Annotated in this window: 11 protein-coding genes and 5 pseudogenes; 14 read left to right on the top strand and 2 right to left on the bottom strand. The window is 64.7% G+C overall.

The genetic code is table 11. The features are described 5' to 3' along the window. Window positions 1-348: pseudogene (locus tag T398_RS25805) on the top strand (ISAs1 family transposase); the annotation flags it as partial. Here T398_RS25805 and T398_RS25810 read toward each other — a convergent pair. Beyond that, entirely contained in the window at window positions 328-594 is a 267-nt protein-coding gene (locus T398_RS25810) for a hypothetical protein (protein WP_496450426.1), read from the bottom strand. The pseudogene T398_RS25805 and the gene T398_RS25810 sit on opposite strands and share 21 nt — an antisense overlap. A 201-nt stretch (window positions 595-795) precedes the next feature. On the opposite strand from T398_RS25810, the pseudogene T398_RS25815 reads away from it, so the two are divergent. The 13 genes and pseudogenes from T398_RS25815 to cas7c all read left to right on the top strand — a co-directional run. After that, window positions 796-1179: pseudogene (locus T398_RS25815) on the top strand (asparaginase); the annotation flags it as partial. Further along, a complete protein-coding gene (locus T398_RS25820; RefSeq protein ID WP_496450427.1) occupies window positions 1172-1636 on the top strand; it encodes a PPC domain-containing DNA-binding protein in 465 nt (154 codons plus the stop codon). The pseudogene T398_RS25815 and the gene T398_RS25820, both read left to right, overlap by 8 nt. A gap of 354 nt (window positions 1637-1990) precedes the next feature. Next, a pseudogene (locus tag T398_RS25825) lies at window positions 1991-2335 on the top strand (DUF6244 family protein); the annotation flags it as partial. Window positions 2336-2455: 120 nt separating this feature from the next. Beyond that, window positions 2456-3961, top strand: a complete 1506-nt coding sequence (locus tag T398_RS25830) for an IS1634 family transposase (protein ID WP_496450428.1) — start codon at window positions 2456-2458, stop codon at window positions 3959-3961. A gap of 12 nt (window positions 3962-3973) precedes the next feature. Next, a pseudogene (locus tag T398_RS25835) lies at window positions 3974-4165 on the top strand (DUF6244 family protein); the annotation flags it as partial. A 185-nt stretch (window positions 4166-4350) separates the two neighbouring features. Continuing rightward, window positions 4351-4761 carry a CdiA C-terminal domain-containing protein gene (locus tag T398_RS25840; protein WP_496450429.1) on the top strand — a complete coding sequence of 137 codons (411 nt, stop codon included), beginning with the start codon at window positions 4351-4353 and terminating at the stop codon, window positions 4759-4761. Between the two features lie 14 nt (window positions 4762-4775). Continuing rightward, window positions 4776-5234: a SitI3 family protein gene (locus T398_RS25845; RefSeq protein WP_496450430.1), complete on the top strand. Its 459-nt coding sequence runs from the start codon at window positions 4776-4778 to the stop codon at window positions 5232-5234. 55 nt (window positions 5235-5289) lie between these two features. Further along, a complete protein-coding gene (locus tag T398_RS25850) occupies window positions 5290-6042 on the top strand; it encodes a thiopeptide-type bacteriocin biosynthesis protein (protein ID WP_496450431.1) in 753 nt (250 codons plus the stop codon). A gap of 33 nt (window positions 6043-6075) precedes the next feature. Continuing rightward, window positions 6076-6510, top strand: a complete 435-nt coding sequence (locus tag T398_RS25855; RefSeq protein WP_496450432.1) for an NUDIX hydrolase — start codon at window positions 6076-6078, stop codon at window positions 6508-6510. Window positions 6511-7579: 1069 nt separating this feature from the next. Then, window positions 7580-9838 (top strand): CRISPR-associated helicase Cas3', encoded by a 2259-nt coding sequence (cas3, locus tag T398_RS25860; protein ID WP_496450433.1) that lies wholly within the window; start codon window positions 7580-7582, stop codon window positions 9836-9838. 288 nt (window positions 9839-10126) lie between these two features. After that, window positions 10127-10795, top strand: coding sequence for a type I-C CRISPR-associated protein Cas5c (cas5c, locus tag T398_RS25865; RefSeq protein ID WP_496450434.1), 669 nt, complete (start codon window positions 10127-10129; stop codon window positions 10793-10795). After that, on the top strand, window positions 10795-12675 hold the full coding sequence (locus T398_RS25870; protein WP_496450435.1) for a type I-C CRISPR-associated protein Cas8c/Csd1: 1881 nt from the start codon (window positions 10795-10797) through the stop codon (window positions 12673-12675). Before cas5c ends, T398_RS25870 begins: the two co-directional genes overlap by 1 nt. Beyond that, window positions 12672-13568, top strand: a complete 897-nt coding sequence (cas7c, locus tag T398_RS25875; RefSeq protein ID WP_018255303.1) for a type I-C CRISPR-associated protein Cas7/Csd2 — start codon at window positions 12672-12674, stop codon at window positions 13566-13568. Before T398_RS25870 ends, cas7c begins: the two co-directional genes overlap by 4 nt. A 224-nt stretch (window positions 13569-13792) precedes the next feature. On the opposite strand, the pseudogene T398_RS25880 reads toward cas7c, so the two are convergent. Next, window positions 13793-13934: pseudogene (locus T398_RS25880) on the bottom strand (ISAs1 family transposase); the annotation flags it as partial.

Genomic DNA, 13934 nt, shown 5'->3' on the forward strand with positions numbered 1-13934 from the left:
AAAGGCAAGACCAGCCGCGAGACGGCGTACCTGACGATCTCCCTGCCCGCCGGTCAGGCCCGGCCGGTCGATCTGGGCGCCTGGGCTCGGGCGGAGTGGCAGATCGAAAACAGGGTGCACTATGTACGAGATGTCACGTTACGTGAAGATGCGCATCAAGCCCGGACCGGGAACGGACCCGCTGTCTTCGCCACCCTCCGTAACACCTCGATCGGGCACCACCGCCTCAACGGCGCCACCAACATCGCCGAAGCCACCCGCGAAGCCAGCCAGCGTCCCCACGACCTCATCACCGCTGTGACCACCGGAAAACCGACCGTGAACAGGCTAAACGGCACTACGCAATAGCCCTGAGGTGCCCACCGGCATGCCGCTCTGCGCTTGGTGCAGAACGGCTAGGACCGCGAGCAGTGGCACCATCTCCACCGGCGCGTCGACGAGCCGTCCGAACATCGGGCTGTACTCAAACGGCGGCATCAGCGCCGTCTCGTCTGGGCGGTGAGGGCGCCGGCTGCCGGGCACGCGGGTGGGCGGGATCATCCGGCGGATCGGCTCCCGCCGCTGCTGGCGGCCACTGCGCTTGCGATTTCCCACCGAGCCTCCCGACGAGAACGGACCGCCATCCCGTCGATGCTGACAGGTCGGCAGCCGGACAGGAAAGCGACAGACCGCACCAGCGAGCTGGAATCTGGACCGAAGAGCTATTCATGCGGCTGCTCGTATCGGGGCGGCTGTCTGCGGTGCAGACCGCCTCGCGGTGTCTGGTGGTCTCGCAAGGAGCCCGGTAGGTTCAGGCGTCGAACACTTCCACTTTCACCGATTGGGGATGCCGGCTCCGTGTCGCAGGTCGAGAAGATCGCCGGTGAGCTCCGCGCGTTGATGGCCGGGGTGAAACGCGCGCAGGGATTGGCAGCTGCCGCTGACTCCCGTACTGGTGCCGGACCGGTCTTGGCATCCACCTACGCCTTCCCCGGCTCCGAGAGCGACCTGCAGCGCCGAGGGCTCATCGGCGCCGGCTTCCTCGACCCCTACAAGGCGCGCATCCTGCTGCACACCCTTCTCGCCGCCGGCGCCGAGCCCGAGACCATCGCCGCCGCATTCGCCGCCTACGGCACCGGCGATCCCGCCCGCTGGCCCTGGCCGGCCCTCAGCCAACAGCCGGAGATGCAGTATGCGTAGCCACGACCTCACGCCCGGCCGCATGATCGGCGTCACGTTCGACCACGGCGAGGACTTCTTCACCGCCCTCGCCGACGCCTGCCGCATCAACGGCATCCGCCACGGCTACATCCCCGTCTTCATCGCCGGCTTCAGCAATGTCGAGATCGTCGGCACATGCCAACGCCTCGACGACCCCCAGGCACCCCTGTGGGACCGCGTGCACCTGTCCAACGTCGAAGCACTCGGCGGCGGCACCATCGCCTACGACGACGCCGAGGACCGGATCCTGCCGCACATCCACGTCAGCGTCGGCCTCAAGGAACACAGCGCCACCGGCCACACCAGCCACCTGCTTGCCGCCACCGTCCAGTTCCTCACCGAAATGTTGGTTATGGAGGTTGCCGCGCCGACAATGCGCCGGGTCCCCGATCCCACGATGTACGACGTGCCACTACTACAATTCGGCAACGGCTGATCATCTCAGATGGCGGCGTCGTCTTGTGGGCTGACGGGTTGCCACGATGCGCGCGAAGGGCTATGGGCCCCGATCGTGTCAGCCATCCGTTTGCTGATCATCGGGATTTGCGGGCCCATCATGCGTCTTATCCCCGAGGCGAGCCTCTACGACATGCCTCAGTTGCGTATCAGCGACAGCTGACAGGCCAGTAGCATCCACTCCCGCCACACGCGCTGGAACCTGGACCGGAAGCCGCTCATGCGACTGGCCGCCTGCTGTGCCGACTCGCCCAGTGTCTAGTGGCCTCGCGAGGAGACCGGTAGGTTCAGCGGTCGAGAACTTCCACTTTCATCGATAGGGGATGCCGGCCACGTGTCACAGATCGAGAAGATCACCGGTGAACTCCGTGCGTTGATGGCCGGGGTGGAACGCGCGCAGGGGTCGGCCGCCGCCGTCGACCGTCAGGCGCAGGAGACGGCGTCGCGGGCTGCTGGTGCGGGCTTCGTTGCGGTGGCGGCGGGTGTGGCACGGGTGCGCAACGCGATCACGGGCATCCAGGGCGGCCTGGGAAGACTTGCTGGGTCGATCGGTGAGGCGACGACGGCCGCCGCTGCGGTGCCGAACGAGGCCACCCCGCAGGAGACGATCGCCGGGCTGGTGCCTGTGCAGAGCGCCGTGGACGCCGCTCGGGACGCGGCGGCCGGGGCCATCACCGGACCTGAGTTGTAGCGTTCTGGCGATCTTGTGATCACGGGTGCCGCTGACCTCGGCGTTTGCCGGCGGATTGGCGCCGATGTGGTCACTAACGCGGCTTGGCGGCGTGGGTAGTCTCGCGGGGTGGGCGCTTTCGTGCGGCGGGTGAAGACCGCCTCCGGAGCGACCGCGGTCCAGATCGTGCACAAACGAGGCCGGCGGGTGCTGAGCATCGAGCACATCGGCTCGGCCCATACCGACGACGAGTTGGCGCTGCTGCTGCAGGTCGCTGAGGAACGCCTGCATGGTGGGCAGTTTGCCCTGGACCTGGACGGCGTCGGCACCGGTGCGGGCGGGGCGTCGGCGGTGGTCGAGGGCACGTCCTCGCTGATCTTGTGGGATGTCCTGAACAGCCTCTACGACGACCTCGGCCTGGATCGCCTCGGCGACGAGGCGTTTCGGGCGTTGGTTCTGGGCCGGGTGATCGAGCCGACCAGCAAGGCCGACACCGTGCGTGTGTTGACCGAGATCGGGATCGCCTCGCCGCATCGGGTGACGTTCATGCGCTGCCTCAAGCGGGTGGTCGAGCGGGACTACCGGGCCGTGATCGCGCAGGCCTGTCACCGGCACGCCACCCGCGGCGGCGGGCTGGCGGTCGTGCTCTACGACGTGACCACCCTGCACTTCGAGGTCGAACGCGAAGACCAGCTGCGCAAGGTCGGGATGAGCAAGGAACGCCGCGTCGACCCGCAGGTCACCGTCGGGCTGCTCACCACCGCCAACGGGTTCCCGCTGGAGATAGACCTGTTCGCCGGCAACAAAGCCGAGACCAAAACCCTGATCCCGGTGCTGACCCGATTCCGCGACCGCCACCAGGCCGACGACCTGGTCGTGGTGGCCGACGCCGGGATGCTGTCCGCGGCCAACCTGCTGGCCTTGGAAGACAACGGATTCCGGTTCATCGTCGGCTCCAAGACCAGCAAAATCCCCTACGAACTTGAGGCCCACGTCGAGCGGCACGGCAACCACCTGCCCGACGGCGCGACGATCGAGACCACCCGGCGCATGGGCACCGGGACCAAGGCCCGCGACCGGCGGGTGGTCTACCAGTACACGTTCACACGAGCCCAGCACGACAACCGCACGATCAACGCCATGGTCGAACGCGCCGAAAAGGTCGCCGCCGGCGAACGACCGCTGAAGAAGGACCGCTTCGTCACCTTCACCGACAGCACCACCAGCGTGAACTGGGACCTCGTCGAACGCGCCCGATCCCTGATCGGGATCAAGGGCTACGTCACCAACATCGACCCCACCGTGATGGACGGTGCGGCCGTCGTGGCCGCCTACCACGACCTCTACCAGGTCGAACGTTCCTTCCGGATGACCAAGTCCGACCTGGCCGCACGACCGGTCTTCCACCGCCTCGAAGACAGCATCCAGGCCCACCTGACCGTCGTGTTCGCCGCCCTGGCCATCTCCCGCGAAGCCCAAGCACGCTCCGGGCTGAGTATCAACAAGATCCTCAAGACCCTGCGGCCCCTCCGCTCAGCCACCGTCACCATCGGCACCCAGCAAGTGACCGCCCAGCCACGCATCACCGCCGAGACCCGAACCCTCCTGACCACCCTCGGCTGGAGTGGTCACTAAATCGCTACAACTCAGGCCGGAGTCGGTGAGGCGCAGCAGTACGTCGCCATGGTCCTACAGGGCGGGCAGCCCGGGCCGCTGTTGCAGGCCCTGGAGGCCATTAAGCAGGTCCTGGTGCTGGTCGTGCAGCGCACCGGCGGGGCCCGGCAGGCCATCGAAGCGGCGATCGCGCAGGCCCGGCAGCTGGGGTCGTCGGGAAACTGACAGGGGCTGGCGGTCACCCACCGGCCAGCCCTACCCCTTCCCAGCACGGTGACCCGCCGCCGACACCTCATGCCGCCGGCGACACCCCATCGGATGACCATGACCACGGCACGCTCTGGACCAGACAGCCAACCGGAGTCCCGGGCGGGACGCCGACCGGTCCGAGAACCAGAACTCCACCCAGGTTGGACGACGAAGGGCGGCGTCCGTTGGAGCTCGAGAACGAATGCGCCGATATAGTCGCCAGCACGAGCTACCGGGTCCACCAGAACCCCACCAGGCAGGAGATCGCCGACGCCCGGCTCCGCACCGGCGACTCCGGCAACCCGGACAAAGACCCGGACTACCTGATCGAAGGTCACGTGTTCGACTGCTATTCGCCCACTCTCGGCAAGCCGGTACGGGGTGTCTGGAGCGAGGTCCGCGCCAAGGTCGACAAGGAGCAGACCCAACGCGTGGTGCTGAACCTGCACGACTGGCACGGAGACCTCGCGGCCCTGCGGACACAGTTCGACACCTGGCCCGTCGAGAAGCTGAAAAAACTCGTCGCGGTAACGCCGAGCCGCGCGATCGTGCAGATCGTCCGTCGAGACTGAGGAGAGGCGCAGAGATGGCTGTCGAGTTCAGGTTGACCCTCGCCGGTGACCTGCCCCTGGACCACGTGGCTGATCTCGTGGCAGCCGAACCCGCCGAGAAGCCCAGGCCGAGCGGCACCAACCCACAGCTGCTCAGTGCCCGCCTCTACGACACCCGCGGGTACGCGCTGACCGTATCCTCAGGCAGCCAGGGCTACTTCGATGCCGAGGCCGAAGACGGTGCCCGCTGGGAGTGGGAGCCAGAGACATACGTCGACATCGACTTCTCCATGCGGGCAGACGACCTGGTCGACAAGGGGATCCCGAACATGATGAAGGCCGTGGCCCGGGTGTTGGCCGCCCGGAAAGAGGACGCCGCGCTGGTCCAGAGCGGCAACTGGCTCCTGCTGACCCGCGTCGGAGGCACACTCCGCAGATACCGGCCTACCTGGTGGGGCCACTACGGCATAGACGATCGCCTCATCACCCCATGAACCAGCCGAGCGCGGGTGACCCGCTGACGAACGACGCGACTTCGACCCGTCATCCGTGGTCGACCCCGGCCAGACCGCCCAAGAGCGAGAGCAACGAGCGGTCGCCCACCTCAGCCGAGTCCTTCCCGTCGCCGAAACCGCCAGCCTCATAACCTTTTGGTGGTTCATCCGTAAAGGTGCCTGGCGCATCCGCTACCTCCCCACGAACAGCCCCGACAGTGGAGACAGGGCCAGCCGACTACTCACCGAAGGGACCACCTGGACCAGCGGCATCTACGAACCCGAAACCCATGCCTTTGGCGGCCACGACGCAATGGCCACCGCGCACACGCTGTTCCACCACGACAGCCGCCACCTCCTCACCTACCTCCACCAGCACCCCACCACCCGGCGCGAACACTCCCTGATCTTGTGCAGCGCCCTCATGCGCGTAGCAGGGCTGGACCCCAACGAGCAAGGCGACGTCTGGGCACAAGTCCCCGAGCACCGCGCCGCACACCTCAACCAGGCACCCATAACCGATGCCCGCAGGTGGGCGAGGGTCACCGGAGACGTTCGAAGCCTGCTGCTCGGCGCACCTCGCACTTCCGGCGACTGGCACACCGCATTGGCACACGCCGGCACGGCTCTACACCGTCAACGGGAAAGGGGCACCCTCAGCCGTGGTCTGCAGGCAGCAGTCGCCTTGCACGTGATCTACCACTGGAACAAGCTCGGACTACCCGCCGCCACCCAGGCCACTCTCGCCCGAGCGGCCCAGGAAGCCATCTTGGGCCTGCCCGATAGACACCTGCCAGACGCCGGATAGACGCACCAGAGGAAAGGAGTGGAGGAAGGCACCGTGCCCGAGAAGGTGATCACCAGCAAGGTTCTCTGCTACGTCGTGCGGGAAGGGCACTTGCTCGTCTTCCGCCACACTGACTTCAGCTACGAGGAGGTAGGCATCCAGGTGCCCGGCGGCAGCGTCCACCCGGGTGAGGACCCCGCGGACGCGGCGCTGCGCGAGGCCCGCGAAGAGACCGGACTAACGGGCTTCACCATCGTGCGCAAGCTGGGCGAGGTCGAGTACGACATCACCCCGCTCCGCTTCGAGATCCAGCGTCGCCACATCTTCGAGTTGACGCTGCACGGGGCGACGCCCGAACGGTGGGCGAGCCAGGAAGAGCACGACGGCGGGCGGCAGCCAACCCGGTTCGAGTGCTTCTGGGTACCGCTACGAGCCGCGCACGTCCTGCAGTCCGGCCAGGGCGCTCTCGTGGGCCGGTTGTTCGAATGACCAGGAATCCAACCGCGGCAACCAGGAGAAACAATGCGGAAAGACGAACTGCGGGACCTGATCCGGCGCAGCCCGTGGCTGATCCGGGCACTGGGCGTCGTTCGGGACTCCGGTCTGCCGGACGCCTGAATCGGCGCGGAATCCATCCGCGACCTGGTCTGGAGCGAGCGCTACGGCGTCGACTTCGACCCGTCATCGGTGCGGGACGTCGAACCGATCGAGGTCCGCGTTCCCCGCAACGCAGCGGGCACGTCGAGCTGTGCCCTAAGCGTCGTGCGGGACTCATGCCGAACGCTGACAACCCTTCGTCAGCTTCGTGACTGAGCCGCCGCCCGAAGCTCGCGGAGGGGGCAGCGCTCCCACCCGCCCGCGAGTCCTGGCAGGGAAATTTCGAGACGATGACCATCGATTATGTGCGCGGTGTGTGCTCTCCAGCGGATGCCAACCGGGATGAACCGGTGCCAACGCGGATCACCACGGCCGACCGCCGGTCGCAACCCGGGATTCGTGTGCTCGGGGTGTGCTCCTGGGCTGCGACAACGGTGGTCCGGGTGACGTGGGTGAACGTGGGCCACTCCCTGCCACCCCAGGTGAACCCCCGGGTCGCTAGACTGGGCTCTCGCGCCCTCGTAGCTCAGGGGATAGAGCAACGGTTTCCTAACCCGACGCCTCACCCATCTCCGCACGCTGATTACCTGCAACTTCTTCACTTCCCGCCAAGGAAACAGGTCGCGGCGCTACGTTGCTATGCTCGCTTACCGAAATCTTCTGTAGCGGCATAAGCACTGCTCCGAAGGCAGTCCCAGCAACCGGACCCTGTGGTTGCGGTCTTCCGAAGTCGCCACGCCAAGCCAGCATGTAGTGTCGCAATGCCCTTCATCGGCCTGACGGATCTAATGATCAAAGCGCTTGCCGACGACCGACGCGGTAACGCCCCAAACCAGCAGGGCTCGCGCAATGGCAACCTCGATCAATCTGTCAGTAATTTTACAGTCCCGCGAGGCGGGGCGACATTTCGTCGTACTGCCGTGGTTGCATGCCGGTCTCACTGACCTCAAGGAGTCTTCAGGTGTGGGCGCACAGCAAGAACCACTTCGGAGTTCGGCACCGGCTCGAAGATCACTTACGCGGCTCGGCGGATCTGGCTCGGCTGTTCGCATCACCCTTCGGGCTCGGCGAGTTGGCGTGGTGGACAGGCCTTGTCCATGACGGCGGCAAGTGCTGGCAGGCGTGGCAGGACAAGTTGCTGCTCGTCGAGCCGACGAACGGTCGGGTGGGCCTGGATCACAAGTCCTTCGGCGTACAGTTGGCCCGTCGTCACCATCTCCGGCCGGTGGAGTTCGCTGTGGCCGGGCACCATGGCGGCTTGACTAATCAGGGGCAGGTTGACGCCCTCTTTGGTGAAGATGCTGCCGCGGAGGAGCGACTGCGGTCCGGTCCGTGGGCTGAGGTTGAGAAGACTCTTCGAGTAGCGCTTCCCGAAGTGTTTTCTCAAATTCCTATTATGCCTGTCGAATTTGACGACAGTGCAGAGCCGATGACGAGAGAGTTCCTCCTACGATTCTTGTTCTCCTGCCTGGTTGATGCCGATGTGCTTGACACTAAGGCCCATGTGGAGGGCGGTCTTCCGAGGGTAGGCCCTGACCTGGATGCTCCGGCCCTGCTCAGTCGCTTCCTGGCCCGGCGTGCGGAATATCTGCGGCTCCGGGCGCCTGGTGCGATGGATGGTCATCGACAACGGCTGTTCGCCGCAGCGATCGCTGCCGCTGAGCGGGAGCCTGGCATCTTTCGGTTGACCGCTCCGACTGGGACCGCGAAGACTATCGCCGCTGCTGGATTCGCCTTGAAGCACGCAGCGCTGCATGGTAAGCGACGGGTGATCGTCGCGGTTCCCTTCATTACTATCACCGAACAGAATGCGGCGGTCTACAGAGACCTCCTCGACCCCGAGGACCCACACGCCGAGCGGGTTGTCCTTGAACATCATAGCCACGTTGAGATCAACGATTCTGACTCTAGCGGTCAATATCACTCGTGGCGGCGCCTCGCGTCGGAAAACTGGGATGCGCCCTTCATCGTTACCACCACGGTCCAGCTCTTCGAGTCACTGTTCGGCCGGACACAGTCTCGCATGCGCAAGCTGCACCGGATCGCCGATTCCGTGCTAGTTCTAGATGAGGTGCAGGCATTACCGCACGATCTGTTACCGCAGATTGCCGATGCGCTGCGGATCCTGACGCAGCAGTTTGGGGTGACCGTGGTGTTGTCATCGGCCACTCAGCCTGCTGTTCACGCGCTCGACCCCCTCAAGGCGTTGGAATCGCGCGAGATTCTGCCGGACCAGGAGTCTTTTTTTGCCGAGTGCCAGCGAGTGAAGTACGACTGGCGGCTCAAGCCGAAGCCATCCCTTGCGGACATGGTGAATGAAGCCGCTACACATCGGCAGGCCCTGATGGTGGTCAACACTGTGCGTGACGCGAGAACTGCTTTTCGCCATGCTCAAAATATAGCCAGCGACGAGATGGCGGTGCTACACCTGTCCACTGGAATGTGCCCGGCCCACCGCAAGAGTGCACTAAGAGCTGTCCAACGCATACTGGCAGATGGCAAGTCGGTTTTGCTAATCAGCACTTCTTTGATCGAGGCAGGGGTCGACCTGAACTTCCCGGTGGCATTCCGAGCAATCGGACCTCCCGAATCACTAGCGCAGGTCGCCGGCCGGTGTAATCGAGAAGGTGACCTTGGCCAGCGCGGCGGGCTGGTCGTAATCTTTGACCCGGACGACGGCGGGCTTCCGCCCTCATACCCCACGCAGATCGAAGTGGCGCACATGCACTTCGGCCCCGATAGCGACCCTGAGAACCAGGCGACCCTGGATGAGTACTTCACAGAACTATACGGCACTCTTGACATCGAAGGCCCGGGTAGTACCTCTAAAGCCATCAGGGCCAGCCGGAGCCGGTGGGACTTTGTCGCCGTGGCAGATGGCCCCTTGAAGGCCACAGGTAGCACTCAACGAAAGCGCGAGTTGGCCTTCCGAATGATCAACGAGGACACTGTTCCGGTCGTCGTCCGGTACGGCGGCGACCACAGTGGCGCGAAGATCATTGACAGGTGCCTGCAGGCCCTACGCGGCCCCTACCCGGATATGAGAATGCTGCGGGACCTACAGCCGTACATCGTCAACCTGCGCCGCAGTACTGCACGAGCAGCAGACGTGGCACCCCACCTCCTCCCTGTCATCGGTGACCTGTGTGAGTGGTACGGGGACTACGACGACGGATACGGCATAGACCTGGGCAACGAAGGAAAGGACTACCTGTGGTAGCCCGACGCGCAGGCGCCCTGTTTGGCGAGCCGCCCTGCAGCGGCTCGCCAGACAAGCGCGCCATCCAGGGCTACTTGCTCTTGCCCCGCATGAACTGGACCAGCCGCACGACCAAGACCGTCGTGCCGCCGAAGGCTGCCCCCGCAGTCAGAACGGCATTGGACTGGCTTGCGCCGCCCCACCAGGTCAGCAACCCCGTCGCGCTACCCACGAATGCGGCGGTGAGCAGGGCGATAGCTCGCCAACAGGGCTAACTTCCACCTGATCAATGGAAAAGGATCATCAGCCGTGAGTGACAAACCAGGACAGCGTTCTCATCCGCCAGTGGTGGTACAGGTTCGCGGCGAGGCTGCACTTTTCACAAGACCCGAGCTACGGGTGGAGCGGGTGAGCTACCCCGTGATGACCCCTACAGCAGCCGCCGGCGTGCTGGATGCGATCTTCTGGAAGCCAGAATTCCGCTGGGTTCCGGTGAAAATCGAGGTGCTACGGCCAATCCAGCAGTTCAACCTGCGCCGCAACGAGACTAGCGACCTTCCCAGCCTCGCCGATGCTGTCAACAAAGGACGTCGGATCAACACGGTGGCTAGCCGAGACCAGCGTAGCGCGTTGTGCCTGCGGGACGTCGAGTACCGCATTTATGCCCAGGTCGAGCTGGCAGCACACGCCGACAAGAGGGACGTCGCCTACCGCGAGCAGTTTCGGCGACGGGTCAATCGTGGCGCGTGCTACCAGCAGCCCTTCCTAGGCTCGAAGGAATTTCCCGTCTCGTTTTTCCCCCCGGACGAGCGCAAGCCGATCGACCTGACCGAGGACCTGGGAATCATGCTGCATCGTATCCATTACGGCCCACCTACCAAGTTTGACTGGTTCACCGCACGTTTGGAAAAGGGCGTGCTACACGTTCCGGCACGCGGGATACCAGGTGATGGCGTCGGGATAGCGGGGGTGGCGTGATGTTGCTACGCCACCTGGTTGAGTTCCGTCGCCCGAACGATGCTTACGGTGAGGATAGCCGCCCGTACAGTCGGATCCGAAACGTTCGGTGGCAGTTGAACCTCAACAGCGAGGGGCAGCTACGTCGACTGGTTCCTTTGAAGGCATCGGGTGAACGACCCACGAAGACCGGCTTGCCGATCCTAGTGCCAAACGCCGGCCGCACATCGGGGATCGCCCCGGCGATTGGCGCCGATGATGCCCAATACGTACTCGGCTGGGCGGACGACAAAGCCAAACCCGAACGGGTGGCGCAGGCACACGAGTCGTTCGTCGACCTGTCCCGTCGCTGGCTGCGCGAACATCCGGACGATACGACAGCACGGGCACTCGTGGCCTTCTACGACCGTCGAGAGCTACCCCAGCCGCCCGACGACGAGAAGTGGTCATCGCGCGACCTTGTCGTCATATCAGTCGGCGGTAAGCGAGCGACTGAACAGGACACGCTGTGGACACTGTGGGAGGCAGTCGTACAGGAACGCAAGAGCGGCGCCAGTGCCGACGGGAGTGGTCAGCGAGGCTTATGCCTGGTCTGTGGCCAGCCGGATCAGCCCCTGCTAGACCGGATACCACAATCGCTGCCCAAGGCACTGGTCCCACGAGCAGACCAAGAGGTCGCGCTGCTGTCGGCGAACAAGCGCATCCACACGTACGACTTCAACGAAGGGCTCGCCGGATCGCCGATCTGCGTGTCCTGCGGTCAGGCTGCCGTCGCCAACCTCAGCGCCATACTGTCCGAACAGCGATTCACATTCACCTACCCTCGCCAACGAACGCGTCTCGCCTGGTGGGTCAGCAACGGCGCCAACAGCGAAACCATCGCCATGCTCGACCGTAAGCCCGAGGAAATCAGCGAGTACCTCCACTCGCTGGTCACCGGCCGGAAACGTAGACGGCCCGATGACCGACTGACCTTCTGCTCGGCCACGCTGTCCGGCAACGTGGCCCGGCTCGTGGTTCACCACTGGCTGGAGATGCCGCTCACCAAGGCCGAGGACAACGTCGACGCCTGGTTCAACGATCACCAGATCCTCGCCCGAGGCCAAGAAGTTCCAAACGCATACCCCATCTGGATGCTAGTCCGATGCTCTGGCCAGTGGCTGCCGGACAGATCTGAACGCGGCGGACGGTACATCGAGCTCTGGGACAAGGCCGCTGACCGACCGGACGACCTAGCGCAACTGCTCCTGCACAGCGGCCTGCGCGGAGGAACGCTGCCACCCCACCTTCTCGCCCATGCTGTCCGCCGGATCCGCACCGACCTGCGAATCGACGGCCCACGGGCCGCGCTACTACGGGTCGTACTCACCCGTCACCCGCAACGAACAGGAAGAGGACCCACCGCCGTGCTGGACGAAAAGCAGGACAACCCGGCCTACCTGTACGGGCGGCTCTTCGCCGTACTCGAGTCACTCCAGCGCACCGCCTACCGGCAGAGCGAGCAGCCCAACGCCACTTTCTTTCACCGCTACTTCGCCGGTGCGGTGGCCAACCCTCGGATTGCCCTTGTGCAAGGCTGCCAGCTCTACCCTGCCTGGCTCAAGAAGCTGGACAGCGCCGCAGGCGACGACAGCAGCAATCCCATCAGCCGCCAGAGCGCCGAGCGTGCCGGTCGGGCCGCCGGCCGCTACCGGGCACGGGTGCGTGAACTAAAGGACCGGCTCACCGATCCAGTCGCTCCCCTACATGACACGGAAAGCCAGTCATGGTTCATCCTCGGCTACTTCCATCAGCAGGCACATGACATCCGGATGGCCAAGACCGGCAAAGCCCCAGAAATCCCGGCCGACGACCTACCCACCGACGAGCACGACACCAACGAAGGGAACCACGAACAGTGAAGCCCCAGACGACCGATCCGGCGGTCCGACACGATGCAGTAATCTTCTTCGACGTTACCGACGGTAACCCCAACGGTGACCCCGATGGCGGCAACCGACCCCGTGTCGACGAAGCCACCGGACACGGCCTAGTCACCGATGTTGCACTCAAGCGGAAGATCCGCGACACGATCGGGCTGACCGCCGACGCCCTCGACTACCAGGCCGACCGCTATAACGTGTTCGTCGAGGCCGGACACGCCCTCAACACCCGCACCGCCGAATCGTACAAAGCAACTGGCATCGAACTTAAATCTCGAAAGATCTCTCCCGAGCAAGCCGAAGCTGCCCGGCGGTGGATGACCGACCGATACATCGACGTACGCTTGTTCGGCGCGGTGCTTTCCACCGGTGAGACCAAAGCACTGGGTCAGATCCGCGGCCCCCTGCAGTTCGGCATGGCCCGCTCTATCCACCCCGTCCTACCCGTCTCACACGCCATTACCCGGGTAACTCAGACACGCCAGGAAGACATTGACAAGGGCGAAAAGACCGAAATGGGTAGCAAATGGACTGTGCCCTACGGCCTGTACCGGGCGCAGTTCCACTACTCCGCCGCCCTGGCCCAAAAAACGGGCGTGACTACCGAGGACCTCACCGCCCTCTACAAGACGCTGCAGTTCATGTTCGATCATGATCGCACTGCGACTCGCGGCATCATGACCATGCGCGGCCTGTACGTCTTCAGCCACTCCAATGCCTACGGCAACGCCCCTGCCCAGCCCTTGCTGGACCGGGTCCAAGTCGCTCTTGCCAGCGGCGTCGGAACCCCCCGCACCTTCACCGACTACAAGATCACTTCCGACGTCAGCGAACTGCCGGCTGGCGTGACCTTCGACATCCTGCAGGACTGAGGAGTCTCGACGATGACCTGGTGGCCCGACGGGGACCGCAACGCCAGGGCCTGATCAAGTTCCGTGAGTGTCCGGGTTGTTGGTGATGCCCAGGATGGGGAGCGCTCGTCGGGGTTCGTCACGGATGGCCCGGGTGGTCTTGGCGATGTTGTCGGCTCCGAGGGTTTTCAGCACGCCGATGGCGAGGTTGCGGAGGGTCGCCATGGCCCGGGGGCCAGTTCCGGTGTGGACGGTGGAGGCGTCTTCGGTGAAGGTGACGTCCCTGATGTGGTGTGAGGAGTTCTCTACTGACCAGTGCCCGCGGGTCGCGGTGGCCAGATCGGCAGGGCTGGCTTGGTGGGCGTCGAGGCTGGTGACGGCGTAGAC

The sequence above is a fragment of the Salinispora goodfellowii genome, from assembly GCF_059570675.1.